20 protein-coding genes are annotated in these 21,598 nt (G+C 60.1%); 8 read left to right on the forward strand and 12 right to left on the reverse strand.

Annotated elements, in window-relative coordinates:
* Positions 1–2: 2 nt before the first annotated feature.
* Positions 3–2,813, reverse strand: a complete 2,811-nt coding sequence (locus GJA_RS17395; RefSeq protein WP_038494634.1) for a M16 family metallopeptidase — start codon at positions 2,811–2,813, stop codon at positions 3–5.
* Between the two features lie 169 nt (positions 2,814–2,982).
* Here GJA_RS17395 and GJA_RS17400 point away from each other — a divergent pair, with 169 nt between their 5' ends.
* Positions 2,983–3,534: a DUF3617 domain-containing protein gene (locus GJA_RS17400; RefSeq protein ID WP_038494637.1), complete on the forward strand. Its 552-nt coding sequence runs from the start codon at positions 2,983–2,985 to the stop codon at positions 3,532–3,534.
* On the opposite strand, the gene GJA_RS17405 is transcribed toward GJA_RS17400, so the two are convergent.
* Entirely contained in the window at positions 3,531–4,610 is a 1,080-nt protein-coding gene (locus GJA_RS17405; protein ID WP_038494640.1) for a porin, read from the reverse strand. The two genes, GJA_RS17400 and GJA_RS17405, sit on opposite strands and share 4 nt — an antisense overlap.
* A gap of 325 nt (positions 4,611–4,935) precedes the next feature.
* Here GJA_RS17405 and GJA_RS17410 point away from each other — a divergent pair, with 325 nt between their 5' ends.
* Both GJA_RS17410 and cls read left to right on the forward strand, forming a co-directional pair.
* Positions 4,936–6,999 (forward strand): site-specific recombinase, encoded by a 2,064-nt coding sequence (locus GJA_RS17410; RefSeq protein WP_051781037.1) that lies wholly within the window; start codon positions 4,936–4,938, stop codon positions 6,997–6,999.
* A complete protein-coding gene (cls, locus tag GJA_RS17415) occupies positions 6,996–8,399 on the forward strand; it encodes a cardiolipin synthase (protein ID WP_051781039.1) in 1,404 nt (467 codons plus the stop codon). Before GJA_RS17410 ends, cls begins: the two co-directional genes overlap by 4 nt.
* Positions 8,400–8,407: 8 nt before the next feature.
* On the opposite strand, the gene GJA_RS17420 is transcribed toward cls, so the two are convergent.
* Genes GJA_RS17420 through GJA_RS17430 form a run of 3 tightly spaced genes read right to left on the reverse strand, consistent with a single transcriptional unit; the run spans position 8,408 to position 10,903 of the window.
* On the reverse strand, positions 8,408–9,226 hold the full coding sequence (locus GJA_RS17420; RefSeq protein WP_038494647.1) for a metallophosphoesterase family protein: 819 nt from the start codon (positions 9,224–9,226) through the stop codon (positions 8,408–8,410).
* A gap of 21 nt (positions 9,227–9,247) precedes the next feature.
* A complete protein-coding gene (locus tag GJA_RS17425) occupies positions 9,248–10,129 on the reverse strand; it encodes a diacylglycerol/lipid kinase family protein (RefSeq protein ID WP_339325662.1) in 882 nt (293 codons plus the stop codon).
* A 57-nt stretch (positions 10,130–10,186) separates the two neighbouring features.
* A complete protein-coding gene (locus GJA_RS17430) occupies positions 10,187–10,903 on the reverse strand; it encodes a phosphatase PAP2 family protein (RefSeq protein WP_038494652.1) in 717 nt (238 codons plus the stop codon).
* Positions 10,904–11,056: 153 nt separating this feature from the next.
* On the opposite strand from GJA_RS17430, the gene GJA_RS17435 reads away from it, so the two are divergent.
* Positions 11,057–11,281 (forward strand): hypothetical protein, encoded by a 225-nt coding sequence (locus tag GJA_RS17435; RefSeq protein WP_038494655.1) that lies wholly within the window; start codon positions 11,057–11,059, stop codon positions 11,279–11,281.
* Between the two features lie 70 nt (positions 11,282–11,351).
* On the opposite strand, the gene GJA_RS17440 is transcribed toward GJA_RS17435, so the two are convergent.
* From GJA_RS17440 to GJA_RS17455, 4 genes are all read right to left on the reverse strand, one after another.
* Positions 11,352–12,434: an AI-2E family transporter gene (locus GJA_RS17440; RefSeq protein ID WP_038494658.1), complete on the reverse strand. Its 1,083-nt coding sequence runs from the start codon at positions 12,432–12,434 to the stop codon at positions 11,352–11,354.
* Between the two features lie 113 nt (positions 12,435–12,547).
* Positions 12,548–13,732 (reverse strand): DUF1501 domain-containing protein, encoded by a 1,185-nt coding sequence (locus tag GJA_RS17445; RefSeq protein WP_038494659.1) that lies wholly within the window; start codon positions 13,730–13,732, stop codon positions 12,548–12,550.
* A 14-nt stretch (positions 13,733–13,746) separates the two neighbouring features.
* Complete coding sequence (locus tag GJA_RS17450) at positions 13,747–15,315, reverse strand: DUF1800 domain-containing protein (protein ID WP_242404565.1); 1,569 nt, start codon at positions 15,313–15,315, stop codon at positions 13,747–13,749.
* A gap of 123 nt (positions 15,316–15,438) precedes the next feature.
* Entirely contained in the window at positions 15,439–16,350 is a 912-nt protein-coding gene (locus GJA_RS17455) for a LysR family transcriptional regulator (protein ID WP_038494665.1), read from the reverse strand.
* Between the two features lie 107 nt (positions 16,351–16,457).
* Between GJA_RS17455 and GJA_RS17460 the strand changes: the two genes are divergently transcribed.
* Positions 16,458–17,471, forward strand: a complete 1,014-nt coding sequence (locus GJA_RS17460) for a zinc-binding alcohol dehydrogenase family protein (RefSeq protein ID WP_038494668.1) — start codon at positions 16,458–16,460, stop codon at positions 17,469–17,471.
* A 59-nt stretch (positions 17,472–17,530) separates the two neighbouring features.
* On the opposite strand, the gene GJA_RS17465 is transcribed toward GJA_RS17460, so the two are convergent.
* A complete protein-coding gene (locus GJA_RS17465) occupies positions 17,531–18,073 on the reverse strand; it encodes a hypothetical protein (protein ID WP_242404566.1) in 543 nt (180 codons plus the stop codon).
* 101 nt (positions 18,074–18,174) lie between these two features.
* Here GJA_RS17465 and GJA_RS17470 point away from each other — a divergent pair, with 101 nt between their 5' ends.
* Together GJA_RS17470 and GJA_RS17480 are read left to right on the forward strand one after the other, a co-directional pair.
* Positions 18,175–18,516, forward strand: a complete 342-nt coding sequence (locus GJA_RS17470) for a YnfA family protein (protein ID WP_038494671.1) — start codon at positions 18,175–18,177, stop codon at positions 18,514–18,516.
* A 569-nt stretch (positions 18,517–19,085) separates the two neighbouring features.
* On the forward strand, positions 19,086–19,442 hold the full coding sequence (locus GJA_RS17480; protein ID WP_051781041.1) for an addiction module antidote protein: 357 nt from the start codon (positions 19,086–19,088) through the stop codon (positions 19,440–19,442).
* 26 nt (positions 19,443–19,468) lie between these two features.
* Here the strand turns inward: GJA_RS17480 and GJA_RS17485 are convergent, their stop codons facing one another.
* Positions 19,469–20,677 carry an MFS transporter gene (locus tag GJA_RS17485; RefSeq protein ID WP_038494677.1) on the reverse strand — a complete coding sequence of 403 codons (1,209 nt, stop codon included), beginning with the start codon at positions 20,675–20,677 and terminating at the stop codon, positions 19,469–19,471.
* A gap of 186 nt (positions 20,678–20,863) precedes the next feature.
* On the opposite strand from GJA_RS17485, the gene GJA_RS17490 reads away from it, so the two are divergent.
* Positions 20,864–21,274: a DUF6713 family protein gene (locus tag GJA_RS17490; protein ID WP_038494680.1), complete on the forward strand. Its 411-nt coding sequence runs from the start codon at positions 20,864–20,866 to the stop codon at positions 21,272–21,274.
* A gap of 79 nt (positions 21,275–21,353) precedes the next feature.
* On the opposite strand, the gene GJA_RS17495 is transcribed toward GJA_RS17490, so the two are convergent.
* Positions 21,354–21,593, reverse strand: a complete 240-nt coding sequence (locus tag GJA_RS17495; RefSeq protein ID WP_038494683.1) for a hypothetical protein — start codon at positions 21,591–21,593, stop codon at positions 21,354–21,356.
* Positions 21,594–21,598 lie beyond the last annotated feature (5 nt).

The following is a 21,598-nucleotide window of genomic DNA, read 5'->3' on the forward strand; positions in this document are numbered from 1 at the left end:
AACTATTTGGCCGGCTGGCCAGCCTTGCTGAAATCGCCGGCGCTGATCACCGACAGGTCGGCCGGTTTCAGGTAGTGGCGCAGGCTGTCATTCACCTGGACCAGGGTCAGTGCATTGACCTTCTGCTCCAGATCCTTGTCGTAGGCCATGGTACGGCCCAGTTCCAGGTACAACGACAATTTCCCCGCCAGCGGAGCGTCGGAGGTACGCGCCACCTCTTTGGATTGCAGCCAGGCTTTCTTGGCTTCGGCCAGTTCGGTTTCGGCAAAACCATCTTTCAGCACGGTATCGATTTCTTCGCGCAAGGCCGCTTCCACCTTGGCCGTGTTTTGCGGCGCGCTGATGGCGTAGGCAAACCACAGGCTGGCCGGTTCGCGCGCGCGCACCGTCAATTGCGAACCGACACCGTAGGACAAGCCCTCTTTTTGGCGGATCCGGTCCGCCAGACGGCTGCGCAAGGTGCCGCCGCCCAGCATATGATTGGCGATCAGCAGCGCCGGATAAGCAACGGCGTCATCCTTCAATTGCATCGGTTCGAGCGCCAGCAAGAAGCTGTTGGCCTTGTCCGGCGTTTCCAGCGCGAGCTTGGCGCCGGCCGCCGGCTTGATCGTGTCCGGGATGCGCACATACGGCTGGGCCGCCTTCCAGTCGCCAAACAGCGCCGCCACTTGCGCTTTCAACGCGGCCGGATCGAAATCGCCGACCGCCGAGAAAGTCGCGTCCGAGGCGCCGTAATATTGCGCGTGGAATGCTTTGATATCGTCCAGGCTGGCGCTTTTGAGTTGCGCCAATTGCTCGGGCAAGGTCCCCACATATCGCACATGGCCTTGCGGATTGGCGTCGATCAGGCGCTGGAAAGCGTTCAGCGCCAGCGGTTGCGGCTCGGGCATGTCCTGTTCGGCGCGGCCGACCCGCTCACGCTGGGCTTCCAGGAACTCGCTCTCGGCATAGGCCGGCTTGCGTAACACCTGGCCCAGCAAATCGAGCGCCTTGGCCAGGTTTTCGCGCTTGCCGGTCAGCGTCGCGCTGACGCCTTCGGCATTGCCGTTGACCGCGACCTGCATATTGAGCTGATCGAAACGGTCCTTGATTTCCTGGCGCGACAAACCCGCGCCGCCGTGCAGCAGCAAGGCGGCGGCGAACTCGCCTGTGACTTGCTTGCCTTGCAGGCTGGCCGCGCTCCCCATGCGCAATTGCAATACCACGCTGACCGCGCCCCCCTTGGTTTTCTTCGGCAGCAATGCGCCTTTCAAGCCGCCCGGCAAGGTGAAGCGCTGGGTGCGGGCTTCGATATTGTCCGGACTCGGATCGAACGCTTCGCCCTTGGCGAGCACCGCGCGGCCGGTATATCCGGCCAACTGCGGCGCCACGTCGGCATAGGCCGGCACCACGGTGCGGTCGGGCGCATCGGTCGGGATGAAACGGCCGACGGTGCGGTTCGACGACTTCAGGTATTTGACGGCCGCCGCCTGCACCGCCGCCGCATCGATCTTTTCCAGCTGGTCGCGCTGCAGGAAGAACAGACGCCAGTCGCCGGCGGCCAGCGATTCGGTCAGCGCAATGGTCAGGCGCGCCGTATCCGACGTCGCCAATTCGATAGCCTTGCTCACTTGCTGCCTGGCGCGCACGACTTCGGCTTCGGTGATCGGCTGTTGCTTGATGTTTTCCAGCACGTTGAGCATCACGCCTTGCGCCTCGTCGAGCTTGCCGTCGGCCGGCACCACGGCGCCAAAGATGGTGTAGCCGGGTTCCAGGTTGCTGACCGAGTTGATGTCGATGCGCGACGCCAGCCTGGTCTCTACCAGCGCCTTGTGCAGGCGGCCGCCCGGCGCATCGGTCAGGATCTTGCCCAGCACTTCCAGCGCCACCTCATCCGGATTGCCCGATGGCGCCACGTGATAACCGGCGCCGACGAACTGGGTGCCGCCGCTGCGCCGCACGGTCACCGAACGCTCGCCATCCTGGGTCGGCTCGGCGGTGTAGGTCGGTTCGATGATACGTTGCGGTTTCGGTATCTTGCCGAACACATCGCTGATCTGCTTCAAGACCTTGGCTTCATCGAAACGGCCGGCGACCATCAGCAGCGCGTTATCGGGCTGGTAGTATTTGTGATAAAAGGCGCGCAGGCGCGGAATATTGACTTGCTCGATATCGGAACGGGCGCCGATCGTCGATTTGCCGTAATTGTGCCAATCGTAGGCGACTGCCTGGATGCGTTCGCTGGTGACGCCGATCGGATCGCTTTCGCCCATCTCGAATTCATTGCGCACCACCGTCATTTCACCTTTTTGCGTTGCGGGGTTCCACAAATCGTTCTGGTCGATCGCCGCATTGACCATGCGGTCCGCTTCCAGCGCCAGCATCTGGCGCAAGTTATCGTCGCTGGCCGGGAAGGTCGCGTAATAATTGGTGCGGTCGTACCAGGTGGTGCCGTTGAAGCGGGCGCCGGTCGAATTCAAGACTTCGACCGGCGTCTTGCTGCCCTTCTTGACACCGAAATTGGCGCTGGGCTTGAACATCAAATGTTCCAGCAAGTGGGCCATGCCGGTTTCGCCATAGTTTTCGTGGCGCGATCCGACCATGTAGACGATATTGGTGGTCAGCGTAGGCTTGCTATCATCTGGAAACAGCAGCACGCGCAAGCCGTTTGCCAGGCGGTATTCGGTAATGCCCTCGACCGACGTCACCTTGACCGGTCCGGCTGGCGCGGCGCTTTGATGGGACTTGGATTGAATGGCGGGAGGGACTGCGGCAAACACGAAGGCCGGCGACAAGATGCCGGCGCTGAGCAAGATAGCGGTAATCGGTTTCAAATCAAATTCCTGTCAAAAAGTTCAATCAACAAAGGTGGCATGCAGCCGGATCACGCTGCAATCTGTACACAGTACGGCATCATTGTCAATAACGCAAGCAGCCTGCCGGACGCCGCCGGTCGGACCACCTGGTTTATGCTGATGGCTAGCAAACCAGCCTGGAGTTTTCATGACCCATCGATTATTGAACATCATCATTGCCGGCAGCCTGGCGCTGGCGGCCCTGCCGCAGTTGGCGCTGGCGCAAACCATCAAGCCCGGCCTGTGGCAGATCGATAACAAGATGCGTGCCGCCGATACGCAAACCGATACCGCCATGTCGGCGATCTTGCAGCAGTTGGGCAATTTGCCGCCGGACCAGCGCAAGGCGCTGGAAGACATGGCCGCGCAGCGCGGCGTGGCCATGCCGAAGATAGGCGCCGACGGCGCCGTCACGGTAAGCGCCTGCATCACGCCGGAAATGGCGGCCAAGAAACAGATTCCTACCGGCCAACCCGGCGATTGCAGGTCGAACAATGTGCCGCTGGCCGATGGCATGCAACTGTCATTTACCTGCGCCAACCCGCAATCTAGCGGCGAAGGCAAGCTGACCTACCAGGGCGACCAGGCGTTTACGATGGCGATGAAGGTGAATACCAGCGCGCGCGGCACGCCGGAACAGTTGACGGTGAATAGTTCCGGCAGATGGCTCGGCGCAACGTGCCCTGCCACAGCGCGTTAAAAGCCGTAGCGTAATCCAAGGTTAATGGCTGAGTTGCCGCGCCCGGCATCGCTGGCGTTGCCGACCGTATATGGCGCGCCATTGGTATTCCGGATCTTGGCGTAGGACGCATAAAAATCGGTGCGCTTCGAGAACGAATACGTCATGCCGATCGCGATCTGCCGGGCGTCGCGGTTGGCCAGGTCGCGGTCGTCCTTGCGGATATACGAGGCCATGAAATTGGCGGCGCCGACCGGCACCGAAATACCGGCCAGCATATCGCGGCTGTCGGTCGACGACATCGACAGCGCCAGGCTGCCGTACGGATTCGACGGGTCCCACGGCGAACTGCCCAGGCCCTTGTTGACGCCGAACGCGGCAAACGCGATCGCCGGACCCAGATTGACATTGGCGGCCACCAGCGTGTTGCGCGCCGACGTGTCGATCGGCATGGTGGCGCCGGCCTGGATGATATTGTTCTTGCGCTGGTGCGCCACGCTCAGGTTGACCACGCTGTTGGCGTAACCCAGGGTGGCGCCGTACGCGCGGTTGATATCGCTGCTGTACGGCGATTCGCCAAAGCTGTACAGCGCGCTGGCGCTCAGGCCGCGCAGCAGCGGCGTCGAGTATTTGACGGTGTTGTCGTAGCGTTTGCTGGTAAAGCCGATCAGGTTGCTGGCGCTGCCCGCCATGCCGCCCTTGAACGGATCGGCCACATCGGTCAGCGTCAGGTATTGCGGATTGTATTGGCGCCCCAGCGTCAACGCGCCCAGCCGGCCATCAAGGCCGACATACGCCTGGCGGCCGAACAAGGTGCCGTTCTGGTCGGACTGGCCGGTGTCGTTCAGCACCCCGGCTTCCAGCGTGTACACGGCGGCCACATCGCCGGCGAGGGCTTCGCGACCGGTGACGCCGAGGCGCGATCCGGACGCGACTCCGCCCGACAATTTGGTGGCCGTGCAGGTGCCGCCATTCACGCAGCCGCGTTCCGCCACCAGGCCGGCGTCCAGCAAGCCATACACCGTGTTCGACGTCTGCGCTTGCGCGGCAAGCGCAAACGGAGCAAAAACGGCAAGCGCAATATACGAGGTCTTCATGATGTCTCTTCTCGAAGCGATATCTAAAAGTCCCTGGAATGAAGCTGGGCCATGCGCCATATGTTTCTAGACGTATAGTTATATTATCTGCGCTTTATTGCAAGTTTTTTGTGCGGATAGCCACACAAGATCACGATACAACCATCGCCAGCCGTTGCCCATGCACAAAAAGCGCTTGCTTGCGCTGCCTCAATGACTTTCCGAATAGAAACATACTCGAAAAACAACAGTTAATCTCTTGCATGTTCGGCGACGCACACAGGCAAGGTCTCGGCAGGCGGTACACTACTGTTTTTGTTTACTGCGGCCCGTCCGTTTTTCCCGCATGCTTGCCATACTCGAACGCATTGATAGCAACACCAGCACCATCGACCTGCTGGTCGACCTGTTTAATATATTACGTCCCAAACGTCCATCGGACGGCGCAAGCGCCACCGCGAATGTCCGCACCTTGTGCCAGTTACTCAAGGGAAATCCGAAACACGCGCGCGCATTACACGAATACGTGTTGCGCATCCTCGGCACGCGCCGCCACAACAGCCTGTATACCGACGTCGGCATCTTGTCGAACGATGGCTTTTTCACCGAACTGAAACGGCGCATTTCCTACCGCATCTTGCCGCCCGCGCTGGGCGATGAGTATCTGAACGATGCTTTGGGACAAGTGCTGTACCTGACCACCGATTACCTCTGGATCGCCAGCGTGCCGGCCGCCGACTGGCTCGACTTGTGCAACGTGCTGGCCAATGCCGACGACCCTGACGAACCTGTGCAGCGCGGCAATATCATGTTGCCCGGCATGCTGGATGCGATCCGCACGCTGTCGTACCGGATTTGCGCGATCGGCCTGGAACCAGAACTGACCAAGTTTCACACCGAAATCGAAATCTTCCATTCACCCTTCATGGTGCAAAACACCGAAGTGAACGCCTACCTTGAAGGGTATGCGCGCTTGCTGATCGGCGACAATAGCGGCGTCGAAGACGCCAGACACTTGCTGGTGATGCTGGATCAGTGCGACGCGGTGATCGTCAAGATCCGCAAGAAAGCCTTGTACCAGGGCACCAGCATTGCGCTGACGTATTTGCTGGTATCGCTGTCGCAAAGCATCGAGCGCTTGCGCAAGCTGCTGTTCCTGGTCGATATCACCGGGCAATTGCCGGGCGATCCGGCGCTGGCCCCGGACACGCCGGTCAGCCCGCGGCAGGCCGCCGCTGTCGCGCTGGCGCTGGAATTGATCGAAGCGCACAACAATAAGTACGCGGTGCGCGACTTGTTTGCCGACAATATCAACTTGCTGGCCCGTAACGTCACCGAAAACGCCAGCCGCACCGGCGAGCACTATATCGCCGAAGACCGCAAGCAACTGGGCGGCATGTTTTTATCGTCGGCCGGAGCCGGCCTGGTGATCGGTTTCATGGCGCTGTTCAAGATCCTGATGAGCTATCTGCGCTCGGCGCCGCTGGTCGAAGCGTTCATGTTCAGCATGAATTATTCGATCGGCTTCATGTTCATCCACTTGCTGCATTTCACCGTCGCGACCAAGCAGCCGGCGATGACCGCGTCGCGCATCGCCGCCGGGCTGCATAGCAACGATGGCAGGAATATCGACCTCGACAGCATGGCCGAGCTGATCAACAAGGTATTCCGCACCCAGGTCATCGCGGTGCTGGGCAACCTGGCCACGGCGATCCCGACCGCCTATGCGATCGCGCTGGGCTACAAGGCGGTCAGCGGCCACCATCTGGTGTCGCCCGACAAGGCGATGCACTTGCTGCACGATATAGACCCGATCGGTAGCCCGGCGCTGTTTTATGCGATGATCGCCGGTATCTGCCTGTTCGTGTCCGGCCTGATTTCGGGTTATTACGACAACCAGGCGCTGTACACCCGCTGGGCGCAGCGCATCAGCCAATTGCGCGGCCTGGGCTGGGTGATCGGCCAGCAACGCTTGAAACGCCTCGGCCTGTACCTGGAAAATAACCTGGGCGGCTTGATGGGCAATTTCTATTTTGGTATCTTATTAGGCAGCATAGGCACACTGGGTTTCTTGCTCGGCTTGCCTATCGATATCCGCCACGTAACATTCTCTGCTGCAAACTTTGCGACAGCCCTGGTCGGATTGGATCACAATATGAGTTGGCAACTGGCAACGAAATCGATCGCCGGCTTTTTAGGCATCGGCACCGTCAACCTGCTGGTCAGTTTTGGCCTGGCCCTGTGGGTGGCATTGCGCTCGCGCCAGGTGCGCTTCAAGCATGGTTTGCAATTACTCAAGCTGTTAGGAAAACGCTTCCTGAACGCGCCGCTGGACTTTTTTATCGGTTCTAAAAATCCCGCGCCGCCGATGCTGGAAGATGATATGACCTCGATCAAGGGACACAAATGACACCCAGAAGCGCGCCGCGTTGTTTGTCGTTGGGTTTGATAGTGCTGCTCACGGGCTGGATCTTGGCAGCCTGTGCATCATTACCCGACGTCAAGAACCTGAGCGCCAGCCTGGAGCCCAAGGCCACGCCCAGCGTCACCACCGGCAAGGGCGCCTTGCTGGCGGTGAACAGTCGCAGCGCGCTGATGGCCAAACGCTGGGCCAGGTCCGGCATGGACTTGAAAACCCAGGCCGCGCTGGAAGAAGCCGCCACCGGCGTACCGCTAATCAAAGGCAATAAAGTCACGCTGCTGTTCGACGGTCCGCAAACCATGGAACAGATGTACCAGGCGATCGCCGCAGCGCAAAATAATATCAACCTGGAAACCTATATCTTCGACCAGGATGAACTGGGCTTGAAGTTCGCCGACATGCTGATTGAAAAGCAGCAAGCCGGCATCACCGTCAACGTGATTTACGACAGCGTCGGCACCATCGGCGTGCCGCAGGCGTTCTTCGACCGCATGCGCAACGCCGGCATCCATTTAGTCGCGTTCAATCCCGTCAATCCCGCCAAGCTGCGCGGCGACGAATGGAAAATCAATAACCGCGACCACCGCAAGGTGTTGATCGTCGATGGCAAGATCGCGTTTACCGGCGGCATCAACATCAGCGACACCTACGCCAAGAGCTCGCTATTTCGCTCCAAGTCGAAGCCGACCGATAAGAAAGACGTCGGCTGGCGCGATACCCACGTCAAGGTCGAAGGCCCGGCCGTGGCCGCCTTCCAGTGGATGTTCATCAAGACCTGGACCCGGCAAGACGCGGCCGACCTGCCCGACTCCGACTATTTCCCGGTATTGTCGGAAGTCGGCGACAAGCTGGTGCGCGTGATCGCCAGCGAACCGGGCGGCGGCTTTGAAATCTACAAGGCGTATATCCTGGCGATCCAGGAAGCGAAAAAAAGCATCCACATCACCTCGGCCTATTTTGTGCCCGACCAGCAAACCGTCGATGCGCTGAGCGCCGCCGCCAAGCGCGGCGTCGATATCAAGGTGATCTTGCCGGGCGTCTCCGACAGCGGCCTGGTATTTCACGCCGGCCACGCGCTGTACGAGCAGTTATTGGCCAGCGGCATCAAGATCTACCATTTGCAACTGGCCGTGCTGCACGCCAAGACCGCCGTCATCGATGGCGCCTGGTCGACGGTCGGCTCGACCAATATCGACATGCGCAGCTTCTTGCACAATAGCGAGCTGAATGTGGTGGTGCTGGGCGACAGTTTCGGACGCGAAATGGAAAATGCGTTCCGCGAAGACTTGCGCGATTCGGTGCAAATCACCAAGGAAAAATGGGACCAGCGCCCGCTCGGCGACCGCCTCAAGGAATGGGCGGCGCGCTTCATGAATTACTGGCTGTAAATCCTGCCTTAGGATAATCTGTTGCTGCTCCACACCCCGCCGCTGCGCTGGAAAGTTTCACTGCTGGCCAGCGTAAAATCGCTGCCGCCATCCGGCCACCTATAACGCTCGACCGTGATTTCATCCGGCTCGATGCGCAGCGCATTGAAGGAATTCGATTCGCCGCGTCCGCGCGTGGAAGTTGCGGTACCGGCTTGCACCATCAGCGCCGCATAACCGTCTATCTTGTAGCGTTGCGCCGTATTGCCGGCATGGCTAGCGTGCAAATGGCCGGCCAATAGCAAATCGACGCCGCATGCGGCAAACATGTCCACCGCCAGCGGCGCCCGGTCGACCAGCTCGCGCCTGGCGAAATGCGGCGGCAAATCGAAGGGATGGTGGGTAACGATAATTTTCGTCAAGCTGGACGGCACGCTGTCCAGCCGGCTGCGCAACAGCGCGATCTGTTCATGGCTGATGCGGCCATCCTTGACGGTCAGCGAACGCGCGGTATTGATGCCCAGCACGGCGATTTCATCATCGACATATTCCGGCGTCAAATCCGGCGTCACATAACGCCGGTATTTGACCAGCGGCGCCAGGAAGCGGCTGGCGAGATTGTAGAGCGGCACATCGTGATTGCCCGGCACCACGATCTGCGGTCCCGGCAAGCGATCCAGGAAGGCCCGCGCGGCGCGGAATTCATGGCCGCGGGCACGCTGCGTCAAGTCGCCCGACACCACCACCACATCCGGCTCCAGCCGTTCGACCAGCGCCGTCAACGGCGCCAGCAAGTCCTGGTCGACCCGGCCGAAATGCAAATCGGATAAATGCACCAGCACGCGCATGCTTGCCTCCTTGGTCTGACGTTATGCGGCAGGCACCAGCACCGTCAGCGCCGCCACCCGGATGCGGTACGACAATGGCGTGGCCATCACCGTCACTTCGCCGTCGGTGGCGACCCGCAAGCGCTTGTGGCGGGTTTCTATCGTCATCTCGCGCGCCGTCAGCGCGTCGAAATCCTTTAATTGCGCCAGCCGCCCCAGCAACGCATGCCAGGCCAGCCGCACCAGCCCCAGCCGTCCGGGACGCTGCGCCACGTACAGGCTCAAGGTGCCGCCATTCAGACGCGCGCGTTCGCCGATATTAAAACCCTGCATCAGGTATTCGTTATTGCCGATGAAGACGAATGGCGTGCGCCGCGCATGTTGCTCGCCGTTCAGGCTCAAGCGCACATTCAGGAAAGGATAACGGCGCAGCGCCGCCATGGTCGCCCAGCAAAATGCCAGCCACTTGCCGCGGCCCAGTCTGCGCTGCTGCTTTTCGCGGTCGCGTACGATGTCGGGATACAGGCCGAGGCTGGAATTGTTCAGGAAAATCCGCCCGTTGACCTCGCCCACATCGACCTTGTGCGGCACGCCGTTGGCCAGGTTGGCGATCGCCTCATCGAGCAGCAAGGGAATCTTCAAATCCTTGGCAAAATGATTCAGCGTACCTAAAGGCAATACGCCGAACACCGCCTCACTGCCGACCAGCCTGGATGCGACCGCGTTGATGGTGCCGTCGCCGCCGCCTGCCACCACCAGGCCGATACCGTCGCGCAGCGCCTGTTCGGCGGCGGCGATCATGTCGGCGCCGCTTTGCGCCAGCACGATCGTCGCATCCAGCCCGGCCGCCTTGAACCTGGCATGCAATTGCGCGCTCCAGCCGGAGGCGTAACCGCCGCCGGCGCCGGCATTGATGATGACCACGGCAGCAATCAGGATAGCTCTCCCGGCATTCAAACAAGGGTTGATCGTATCAAGGGTTTATCGAAGCCCTCGGCTCTCGCGGCGCCGGCGCAGCGTGGAACTGGCCGTGATGCAGACTGCCAGCCAGCCGCTGCTTTCCACCATCGCCGCCAATACATCGCTCAAATAATGCGCACCCAGGTAAACGCGGCTGAAAGCGACCAGCACCACCATCAGTACCGTACCGACGGCAATCGCGCTGCGCATGCTCCATTGGCTGGTCCGGCACATCAGGTAGGCGCCGATAATGCCGTACAAGATGGTCGCGGTCGCGGTATGGCCGCTGGGAAAGCTGTACGAACTGAGCGTCAAATGAATGAGCGGTTCGTCGAACACCGGCCGCGCCCTGACGAAGGTGTACTTTAACAGTACATTCAAAAGCATGCCGCCCGGCATAGCCACCAGCAGCGTCAGCAGCCAGTAGCGCGCTTGCTTCACGTAAAAATACAGCGCCAGCGAGGCGCATAGCACAACGATGCCGATCACGCTGTGCAAATGCGTCACCACCACCAGCGCCGGCGTCAGCCAGCCGACCGCGTGGCGATTGAACCACTGCGCCACCTGCTGGTCGAGCACGGTGATTTGCTGCGCGCCCATCACCGCCTCGGCGAGTTCGGCAAAGATCCACGCCGCCACTAGCAACACCACGATGCCTGCCGTCAAATGCAAGCCCAGCTCGCCTTCCGGCGACAGGCGCGCCTCGACAAAACGCCGGATTTTTTGTACTGTTTTCAACTCTTTATTCCCTTGCAAGCCGCATTCCCTCTCGTTGGATCAAAAAACCACAAAAACAAAAAATCCTGTTTATTCATACAGTGACTGTGTTTTTATACAGTACCTATGCTATCCTGATGTCTCGTTCAACACATCTCCCTCAAAGGAATTGTCATGACAACATTGAATAACGGTTTCGGTTCCCGGTTTGGTTTGGAGTACGCTCCCAACTCTTTCCTGGTTCGCATGGGCAAACGTGAAATGCTGGTTTGCCGCGATTTCCGCAAACGCTACTATGCTGTCAATCCTCTGATCGAGTGTGGCACCGGCATCGAGCCTGGCTACGTTGAAGTGCTGCTGATGCGCCGCTGGCTGTTGATACTGTCGAAGGCGCATTAATGCCCGGCGGCGGCGGGCGCGGAAGTCGCAGTCGAACCTGGTAATACAGGCCGACCGCCTCCTCACAACTTCATGCGTCCGGCGCAGCCGGGCTGGCAGGTGTGCCGTCTTCGAACAGCTTCGCCTCGTACCACAAGGTAACAAACAGCACCATTACGACCGGGCCGATGAACAGCCCGACCAGGCCCAGCGTTTCGACGCCGCCCAGGATGCCGAACAAGACTGCCAAAAACGGCAGCCGCGTCGCATTGCCGATCATGCCGGGCCGCACAAAATGATCAGCGATAAACAGCACCACCGTACCCCATATCGCCACGCCGATGGCGCCCGCCATGTTGCCCTTGAATACCAGCACGGCGGCGGCGCCGAGAAACGCCAGCGGCGCGCCGAATGGGATGATGGCGAGGATGCCGGTGCCGAACGCCCACAGCGCTGGCGAGGGCAAGCCGGCCACGCCGTAGGCGATGCCGATCAGCACGCCTTCAGCCAGGCCGACCAGCACCAGGCCATTGACGGTGGCGCGTATCGCGGTCGGCACTTTTTGCGCGTAGCGCGACCAGCGCTGCGGGCTGAAGCAATGGCTGCCGATGGCGTCGATCTGGCGCGTCAGCGCGGCGCCATCCTTGTAAAAGAAGAACAGGCACAAAAACGCCAGGCCAAAGTCGACCAGGCGGTGGAATACATCGGTGCCGAGAATTTTGAGCATGTCGCGCGCCGAATGAAACGCGCCGACGCCGCTGCCGGAAAATAAATGCGCCAAGCCGTGCGGCTGGCTCAGGGTGGCCAGCCACCAGTCGCGGATCGAGTCGCTGAAAAAAGGGATATTCTGGATAAAGTCCGGCACCGGTATGCCGTCCAGATTGGCATTGACGACAAAGTTCGCCATTTCCGGCGCCTGGCGCGCCGCTTGCGCCACGCCCATCAACACCGGGATCACAAACACGCAAGCACATACGAGGGTCAGCAACAGGGCCGCGAGGATAGCACGATTACCCATCGCAACACGCATGCGGCGATACAGCGGCCAGGTCGCGACGCATAAAATACCGGCCCACACCAGCGGCAAGAAAAACCGCTGCATGACAAAAGCCGTCAACGCAATCAGGGTCAGCGAAAAACCGGCGCTCAACAAATCGCGCTGCATATCAGTCATTGTGCTTACTCCGCAAATATCAATGACGGGATTCTACAGCGTGCCGTATCATCGCCCTATTATTTGGCCTGCGGCGCGACACCGGCCACGCCAGCCCGGCTACACCAGCCCGGCTACACCAGCCCTATATCCTGCGGCTTCACGCCGGCGAACACCTGCTCCAGTTGCGCCGCATTCAAACCGAATGCGCGGCTAAACAATCCGCCCAGCACGGCCCGGTATTCATTGAGTACCGGGAAATCGCGGTTCTGGAACAGCGTCGGCTGTTCGACGCGGATTTGTTCACCGGCGATTTGCTTGCCATGGATGCCGCCGCCCAGCACCCAGTACACGCTGCCATGGCCGTGATCGGTGCCCCGGTTGCCGTTTTCGCGGAAGGTGCGGCCGAATTCGCTGACCACGACGACGATGGTATCGCGCCAGTCGTCGCCCATTTCTTGCGAAAATCCCGCCAAGCCGCGTCCCAGTTCCTCAAACCGGCCGGCCAGGTAGCCGCTGGCCCCGCCCTGTCCCACATGGGTATCCCAGCCGCCGACATCGACAAAGCCGATGTTGTACTTGTCCTTCATCAGCTTGGCGATACGCCGCGCCTCCCCTTCAAACCCTTTGGCGCTGATGGCGTTGCGGTTGGCCGCCGCCATTTCGCCGCTCAACTCGCGGGTCACGTCGTCGCGCACGACAAAACCTTCGTTGACCTGTTTTTCCAGGCCGGTGCCGTGGTACATCGCGCTGATGATCTTGCTCTGGCGTTGATCCAGCCCCGGCTTGCCGACCGAGCGCAGCGCCATATTCGGCACTTGCAGGTCGCCCTGCAAGATCAGCGGCAACTGGTCGGTAAAGGCGATCGCGCCATTCGCGTTCAGGGTCAACGCCAGCCGGTTCAGGAAACCGGAACGGTAATCGCGGCGGCGATCGATGTCTTGCCCCAGTTCGATGCTGTCCTGGGTTTCAAAGTGACTGCGCGTCAAATCGGTGGTGCCGGCAAACGGAATAAAGGCCGCCTGGCCGCTGTTGTAGAGCGGATAGATGGTGTCGCGCAAGGCTGGATGCAAGCCCCAGTCGGCATTCAGGGCCAGCGCCGCATTGACATCGCCGCCGGGCCGCGGCACGGCGATATTCGGCCGCGCCTCGTAATAAAACTGGCTGGCCACCGGCACCAGAAAATTGTTCGCGTCGTAGCCGCCGCGCAAGAACACAAGCAGCAGCTTGGTTTTGGTGGCAGGCGCCGCCATCAAGTTGCCGGCATGCGCAGCCAGCGGCATGGCGGCCAGCGCTTTTAACAGGTCGCGACGATTCATGGCATTCCTCGGGATTAGCGGTGCATCATTTCTGGGGAAGACAGCAAAAAGGTATTCCATTCCTGCGGCGACGCGGCCTGCTCCAGCGCCTGCAAGGTGGCCGGGCTCAGCGTCTTTTGCAGCGACTGGTAATACAAGGCGCTGGCCAGTTGCGGGAATGCGGCGCGCTCTTGCGGCAACAGGCCTTCGCTCTTGAACAGGCCGGCATTGCCGGAAGCGATCGTCTTGGCGATATCGAAACGGGTCGTCATTTGTCCCGGACTGGCCCACGCGCTTTCGGTCAAGGGATAACCGTCCGGCGTTTGCCGCCCGTACAGCGGCTGGCCCATGCGCGCCAGCCAGCTCAGCATCGGCGCGGCGTTCAGGACAGGCTTGCCGTCATACGCCAGGCGCACCGCCGATACCACATAATGCAGCGGGTCCTTGAACTTACGGCTCAGCGATTGCTCGAATTCCGGACTGTCCAGCAAGGTCTGCATGGTGGCGGCGATATCGCCGTCGCTACTCTGGAAGGTGTGCGCCATCCGCTCGACCAGCGCACTATCCGGTTCGTCGGCGACAAAATACACCGCCAGCTTGTGGCTGATGAAATGCGCGGTGGCCGGACTGCGGCTGAGGCGGTCGATCGCTTCATCCACTTCGGCCAGGCCGCGTCCCCTGACCGTTTGCCCGAGAAATTGCTTGTCGCCATAATCATGGCGCTTCGGGTTGAATTCAAACAAGCCCTTGCGCACATATTGCGACTGCAATTTGTCTGGCACTTTCGGTGTTTCAGTGCCCAGATTGACGCCGAGGCCGGTCAAGATGCGCGCCAGTTCCTGCACGTCGCGCTGGCTGTAGCCGCCGTTGATACCCAGCGTATGCAATTCCATCAATTCGCGGGCGTAATTTTCATTGATGTGTTTATTGGCGTTGGCTTCATTGTCGAGGTAACGCAGCATCGCCGGATGGTGCACCGTGGCGCTCAGCAAATCGCGGAACTTGCCCAGCGCATGCGGTGCGATCGCATTCATTTCATAATCGCCGACCATCGCGCGCAAGTTTTGCTTGCCTTGATGCACGCTGAAATGATTCATCCAGAACCATGTCATTTGCTGCTGCAACTGGTTCGGCGAGTACAAATCCAGCAATAGCGAGCGGGTCGCCGCCTCTTTCGCGAGGCGGTTCATTTCCTGCTGATAAGCTTGCTGCGCGGCTTTCTTGTCATCGTCGCTGAGCATGCCCTTCACATCCTTGCGGTTTTGCTCGATCTCGATCACCAGTTGGTCCAGCGGACGCTGGCTGATCGTCATCGCATCGATTTGCGCCCGCACCGCCGGCGGCAAGCGCTGCGGCCCCGGGTGCAATTGACTGGCCAGATAGCGTTCGCGACCTTGGGTTGCCAGTTGTTGCACCGATGCGGCATCGACACCCCAGCTGACACGTTCCAGCAAGGCCACCGTGCCGCTGCCGGCCGGCACCACGGTGGCGGGGATGGCAGGCGCCAGCGTGGCTTGTCGACTATTGGCGGCGCAAGCGGCCAGGATGACGGCGGCCAGGCAGGCGGATACCAGGCGGATGCGGGGCATGGCGGAATGTGTCATGAATCAGTCCTCTTGCTTGGGCTTCACATTGTATGGCACTGATGAGTATCAAGACAGAATGCGCCAGCCTGCTCCGCGGATGACCGGACACCACGTCTTAATTGCAACGAGTTGTAAGCAAAACTATGCCATCGCCGCGCATTCGGCCCGCAAAAAGTCGCGTAAATGAATGACCGTCGGCGTCACTTGCGCCCGGTGCAAACACACCAGGTGCAGCGGCGCCGCTTCGCCCGCGACTTCCGGCAACAATACCTGCAAGCGGCCACTGCGCAAATCGTCCGACACGTCCAGTCGCGATTTATAGGCGATGCCCAGCCCCGCCACCGCCCAGCGCCGCACCAGGTCGGCATCGTCGGCGCTGCGGTTGCCGCTGACGGTCAGGCTGACCGGTTCATCGGCGCCGGCACTGGCCGGGCGATAAAAAGTCCAGCGGTCATGCATGCCGTCTTCCAGTGCAAAGCGCAGGCAGTTGTGATGCAGCAAGTCTTCCAGTACCGTCAAGCGGCCATATTGCGCAATATAGCCGGGCGACGCCACCAGCACGCGCTGGTTGTCCGGCGCCAGCGGCATCGCGATCATGCTGGAATCTTCCTGCTTGCCATAGCGGATCGCCATATCGACCGGCTGGCGGTACATATCGGCAATCCGGTCGCTGACATTGATCTGGTAAGCAATCTTGGGGTACTGCAATTGAAACTTGTCCAGCCAGGCCAGCAGCAAGTTGCGCCCAAAATCCGAGGGCACCGATATTTTCAAGGTGCCGGCGAAACTGTCCTTTCCCTGAATCAAGGCGTCATGTCCCTCCTTCAGCAGCCGCAACGCTTCGCGCGCATGGATCAGATAATGCTCCCCCTCTTCAGTCAGCCGCAGCGAGCGGGTGGTGCGGGCGAACAGGCGCAAACCCAGCTCCCCTTCCAGCCGCTTCAGCCCGGCACTCGCCAGTGCCGGAGAAATGTCGAGTTCGCGCGCGGCCGCCGACAGGCTGCCGCGGTCGGCGGTTCGCACAAACACCAGTAAATCATCGAGTCGCAGCAATTTTCTTGATTCCTTTGAAAGTGTTTCCGTGTACGGCGTCTTTTTCTTTATAACAAAAGAAATCATCATACGCCGATCATATCTCTGACCAGCCAGGAGCAAGCACTATGAAAGCAATTGCCTATCGTAAATCCCTGCCAATCGCACAGGCCGACTCGCTGATCGACATCGAATTACCGGTTCCGGTCGCCGCAGGCCATGACTTGCTGGTCGAAGTCAGAGCCGTGTCGGTCAATCCGGTCGACACCAAGATCCGCAAGAACCGTAATCCGGCCGAAGGCGAGGTGCAAGTGCTGGGCTGGGACGCCAGCGGCGTCGTCAAGGCCGTCGGCCCGGACGTGACGCTGTTCCAGGTCGGCGACAAGGTCTGGTATGCCGGTTCGATCGCCCGCGCCGGCACCAATAGCGAATGGCACCTGGTCGATGAGCGCATCACCGGCCACATGCCCGCCTCGCTGGATTTCGCGGCGGCCGCCGCGCTGCCATTGACCGCCATTACCGCTTGGGAATTATTGTTCGAGCGCCTAGAAGTGAGCCGCGACACCAGCGCTACCGGCAAATCACTGCTGGTGATCGGTGCGGCCGGCGGCGTCGGCTCAATACTGGTGCAACTGGCGCGCCAGTTAACCGGCCTGACCGTGATCGGCACCGCATCGCGGCCGGATACGGCGGCATGGGTCCAGCAACTGGGCGCGCACCACGTGATCGACCACACCAAGCCGCTGGCGGACGAAATCAAACGGACCGGCTTGCCGCCGGTGAATTACGTGATCAGCCTGAACCAGACCGACAGCCACTTCGACCAGATCGTCGAACTGATCGCACCGCAGGGAAAATTCGGCCTGATCGACGACCCGGAGCTGATCGACGTGCGCAAATTCAAGGGCAAGAGCGTGTCGCTGCACTGGGAATTGATGTTCACCCGCTCGCTGTTCCAGACCGACGATATGCAAAAACAGCATGATTTATTGAATCAAGTAGCCAAACTGGTCGACGCCGGCACCATCAAGACCACGCTGGCTGAGCGCTTCGGCAAGATCGACGCGGCCAACCTGAAACGCGCCCATGCTCTGCTGGAAAGCAACAAAGCCAAGGGCAAGATCGTGCTGGAAGGGTTTTAAGCGCTGGAACGAACTGTAGAACGATAGGCCGGGTACAGGCTCCCCGGCCTGTAAGGCGATTATTTCTCGGCCGGGTCCAGGTAAAACACGGCAAACACTTTCAGCGGCGACGTCTCGGTCGCCTTTTCGGTGCGCACCACGGCGCAATCGTCGGCCGCCAGGCTGCGCCAGTTTTGCACGCCGGCCTTGGCGAACATCGCGTGGGCCGGTGCGGCGGCGCCCAGGTCCAGCACCAGGCAAGCGTTGCGCGGACCGCCAGGCGCGTAATTGACGGCGCGGATTTCAATCCCGAAAGTCGTCATCCACGGTTCCCACAAGCCTTTTTCCTTGCCTTCGGCCATGCGCTTCAGCATCTCGGCGAACGACAAGCCTTTCTTGACCGTCAGCAGCAACGCTTCCAGCGATGGCGCATAGCGCGGATCCGGGCTCTTCTTGCCGGCGCCGCATTCGGCGATTGCCTTCAATTCCTTGATGAAGGCCGCGTCGCGCTCGGTGTAATCGCGCATCCGGGCGTAAAACTCACTGTCCAGGAATGGATTGACCGTCAGCTTCGGTGTCGCCTCGTCGCGTCTTTTGGCTGGAGGGGTGGTTGTTTTTGTCATGGCGGTGGCGAGTATCTGTGAAGGCGACAGTTTACCATCCAGCCGCCCCTGTCCGGCTGTATATAATGTTGCCACAATTTTCCCAGGACAAGAAAGCAGCTATGGAATGGACCGCCATCACCCGCACTTTTGCATTATTTACGGCAACTGCCGTCGCGGAGCTGGTCGGTTGTTATCTGCCGATGCTGTGGCTGGGCGGTAAGGCCAGCGCCTGGCTGCTGCTGCCGGCCGCCATCAGCCTGATGATGTTCGTCTGGCTGCTGACCTTGCACCCGGCCGCCAGCGGCCGCGTCTACGCCACGTATGGCGCGATTTATATCGCCACCGCACTGATCTGGCTGTGGCTGGTGGACGGCGTGACGCCGGCATGGACCGATGTTGCCGGCGTCGGCCTGGCACTGGCCGGCGCGGCCGTGATTGCCATGGGCAGCAGGGCTGCCTGACCTATCCGATGACACGATCAGGCCGCCACAGCCGCCGCCTTGATCGCCGCCCGCAACGCCATCTGCGCGATCCGCGCGCCGCATCGCACAGATGCAGTTTTCCCTGCGCCACTCCGGTACGATATTCTGGCCCGACAGCCTGCTGGCGGCTTGACATGACTGGGATCAAGTCCCTGGCACAGCGTGGTTCTATTCTATTAAACACAGGGCATTGACTGCCCATGGCGGTGCAAATCAAATACAAAGCCAAAAAGGAAAGGAACAATCCAGCGAGACGCATCACCTCCCGGTTGACAAACAAGAACAAACGATTACTATGACTATTCCTAATCTGATCAAGACCTTCAAGACTGCGGAGTATCGGTATTGGGAAGCCACGCTGGACGTGGTGGCATCCACGACAGTAGCTGCGCGGATCAAGAACCTGCAGGATCGAAAGAAAGGTAATTGAGCCGCAGTAGGCGAAGGGGTATGCGAACTGCGGTGGCCGCCCAAGCAAAACGCAAGAAGGCACAACAGGCAGAGCAAGCGAAGGTAATGGCGGCACAACGCAAGGGAGGCAAGAAAAAATGGCCCAAGATAACATCGACACCGCTTTCGCCCTCGCCGACCTGAAAGCGCTCGGCTTGACTGAGTTCGACCCGGCCGACTATCTGACCAGCCCGAAAGCGATCGCACATTACATGAGCGAGATCGCAGCAACCGGCAACGCTGACCTGTTGCAATCGGCAATGAACGATGTCGTCCGCGCGCATGGCATGAGCAAGGTCGCAAAAGAGGCGCAGATCACCCGCGAGGGCGCGTACAAGGCACTACGCAAAGGTAGCAAGCCGCGCCTCGAAACCGTGATGGCCTTGCTCAATGCGATGGGCATGCAGTTCGCCATCGTTCCCAAGGCCCACGGCAGCAAGGCTCTGGCGGCATAGTTCAGTGCGGATGGAAGACAGCCGAATCAGCTCCCCAATCCCTTCCGCACCCGCCACGACAATGGCAATGTCAACAGCAAGATCGCCGCCAGCGTGATCACGGCGACAGGAATGCCTGCCACATCGCCCAGCCCGCCAAACAATACCGGCGCCAGCGCACCAGCGCCGATGGTGCCGGTATAGAACAGCGCGAAAGCTTGCTCCCGCTTGCCCGCTTCGGCCAATTCCGGCACCACGCCATACAGCACGGAAGACGTTCCATTCAACGCCAGTCCCAGCAGCGGCAGCATGGCCATGACGCCGAACAGCGGCAACCATACCACGGCCAGTATCAGCAGCGACGTGGCGGACTCGGTGATCCATACCGTCTTCATCATGCCGATGCGTGCACCCAGATAGCCGCACAATAACTTGCCGAACGCACCACCGACAAACAATAAGGACAGCGCCACACCGATGCCCGCAGTGCCGGTGCCTTTGCTTTTCAACAGGAATGGCAAAAAGGTCAGAAATCCCATCCGTACCGCGCTATCCAGGGCGCCAGTCGTCAACAGCGCCCATAAGCCGCTTTTCGAACCGCTCCCATTGATGGTCTTGGCGGATTTTTTCTTGTCCGACTTCAATTCCTCCGCTGCCGGAAGCAGCCACCACAGTGCAGCAGCAGCCGCCAGGCCAAGCAGCCCGATCAGCGTGACACTGGCCTGCCAGCTGACAAGCAGCAGCAACAAGCCGACCAGTCCCGGTATCAGCGTCTTGCCGATGTCGCCGGCAAAGTTATATTGCGACAACGCCTGCTTCACTCCGCCGCCCGCCTCGTGGGTATCGGTAACGATCGACGACGCCAGCGGATGCTGGGTACTGGCGCCCAGCCCGCCCAGCAACAGCGCAATCAGCAACACCGCCAGGCCACCGGCCTGGCTGGCGATCAGGTAAGCCAAACCAGCCAGCGCCGTCCCGCCGACCAGCATGCGCTCCCGCCCCCAGCGCCTTGCCAGCTTGCTCGCCAGCAACTGGAAGACCGCCATCGTCCCGGAATAAGAGCCGCGTAACAGCCCCACCAAGGCATAGCTGATGGAAAATTGCGCCTGCCAGATCGGCAGCAGCACATAGATGACATCGGTCAGGCCGTCGTGTATCGCGTGCGCGCCGCAAGCGGCGATCAGCGAGCGCCGCCGGATGGATTGATCTGTAGCCTGGTGCTCACGGGTAAGCGCTGCGCTGCTCGGATCGGTCATTGCTCTGGGTGTCGGAAAAGTAGGAGACGATAGCTTACTACAGCAGGTCCGGGTTAATCAAAATCGGATAGGTTCGGCCGTTTTATTTTTGCATGGGGTCGTCCATGGTCAAATTTATTATCTTTTTCACGCTTGCGCCATAGGTTTAACTTATACTTAAAGAAACTTTTACAGAAGTGATTCCGGATGACTAAAAGCTACTTGGCAACGATGGTACTGCTCGTTTTACACCAAATCGACGCCGCTTACTGGAGAGAGTGGGAAATGTTCCATCTTCCAGGCGGGATTCAGGGTTTTCTGCTATTCAATATATTAGTCGTGCCGCTGGTGTTCCTGGGCTATCAGCATGTGATTTTATCGAGCCCCAAAGCGTTTGTTTCGGCGGCTGGCTGCGCGGCGTTGGGGATTGCGACGTTTGTGATACATGCGGGTTTTGCTGTGACAGGGCATGAGCAATTTCAGTTGCCGCTTTCGATGGCGATTATCGTGCTGTGCTTGGCGAGTGGCTTGTGGTTGTTGTGGGAGTTGAGGGGTTTCAGGTCGAGCAAGGCTGTGGCTGATGGCAGGCGCGATGCTATTTGCCGAAGCGAACGCTGACCCGCCCTGCCGATGCTGCCCGAGCCGCATCGGGGAATTGCTGCCGCATCACTGGATATCGGCCGACTATTCTGTGCCATCAGGGGAGGGTCAACTCCAAACCGAGCATCCTGCCAAGGGCGAAGGTGAAGAGCCCCAGGCCCAGCAGCGATAGCACGAAGACTGCGGCCACCTTGCCGGCCGCGCGTAGCACCGCGCGCTTATCCGTCTCCTTCCCCTTCTTCCCTTGATCGTAATGCCACTTGATGGCGAAGAACATGCCCGTGCCGAGCACGAGTCCCTTGAACGTAACGAAGACTATCGGAATCCAATCCATCATTTTGA

The sequence above is a fragment of the Janthinobacterium agaricidamnosum NBRC 102515 = DSM 9628 genome, from assembly GCF_000723165.1.
Taxonomy (GTDB): Bacteria; Pseudomonadota; Gammaproteobacteria; order Burkholderiales; family Burkholderiaceae_D; genus Janthinobacterium; species Janthinobacterium agaricidamnosum.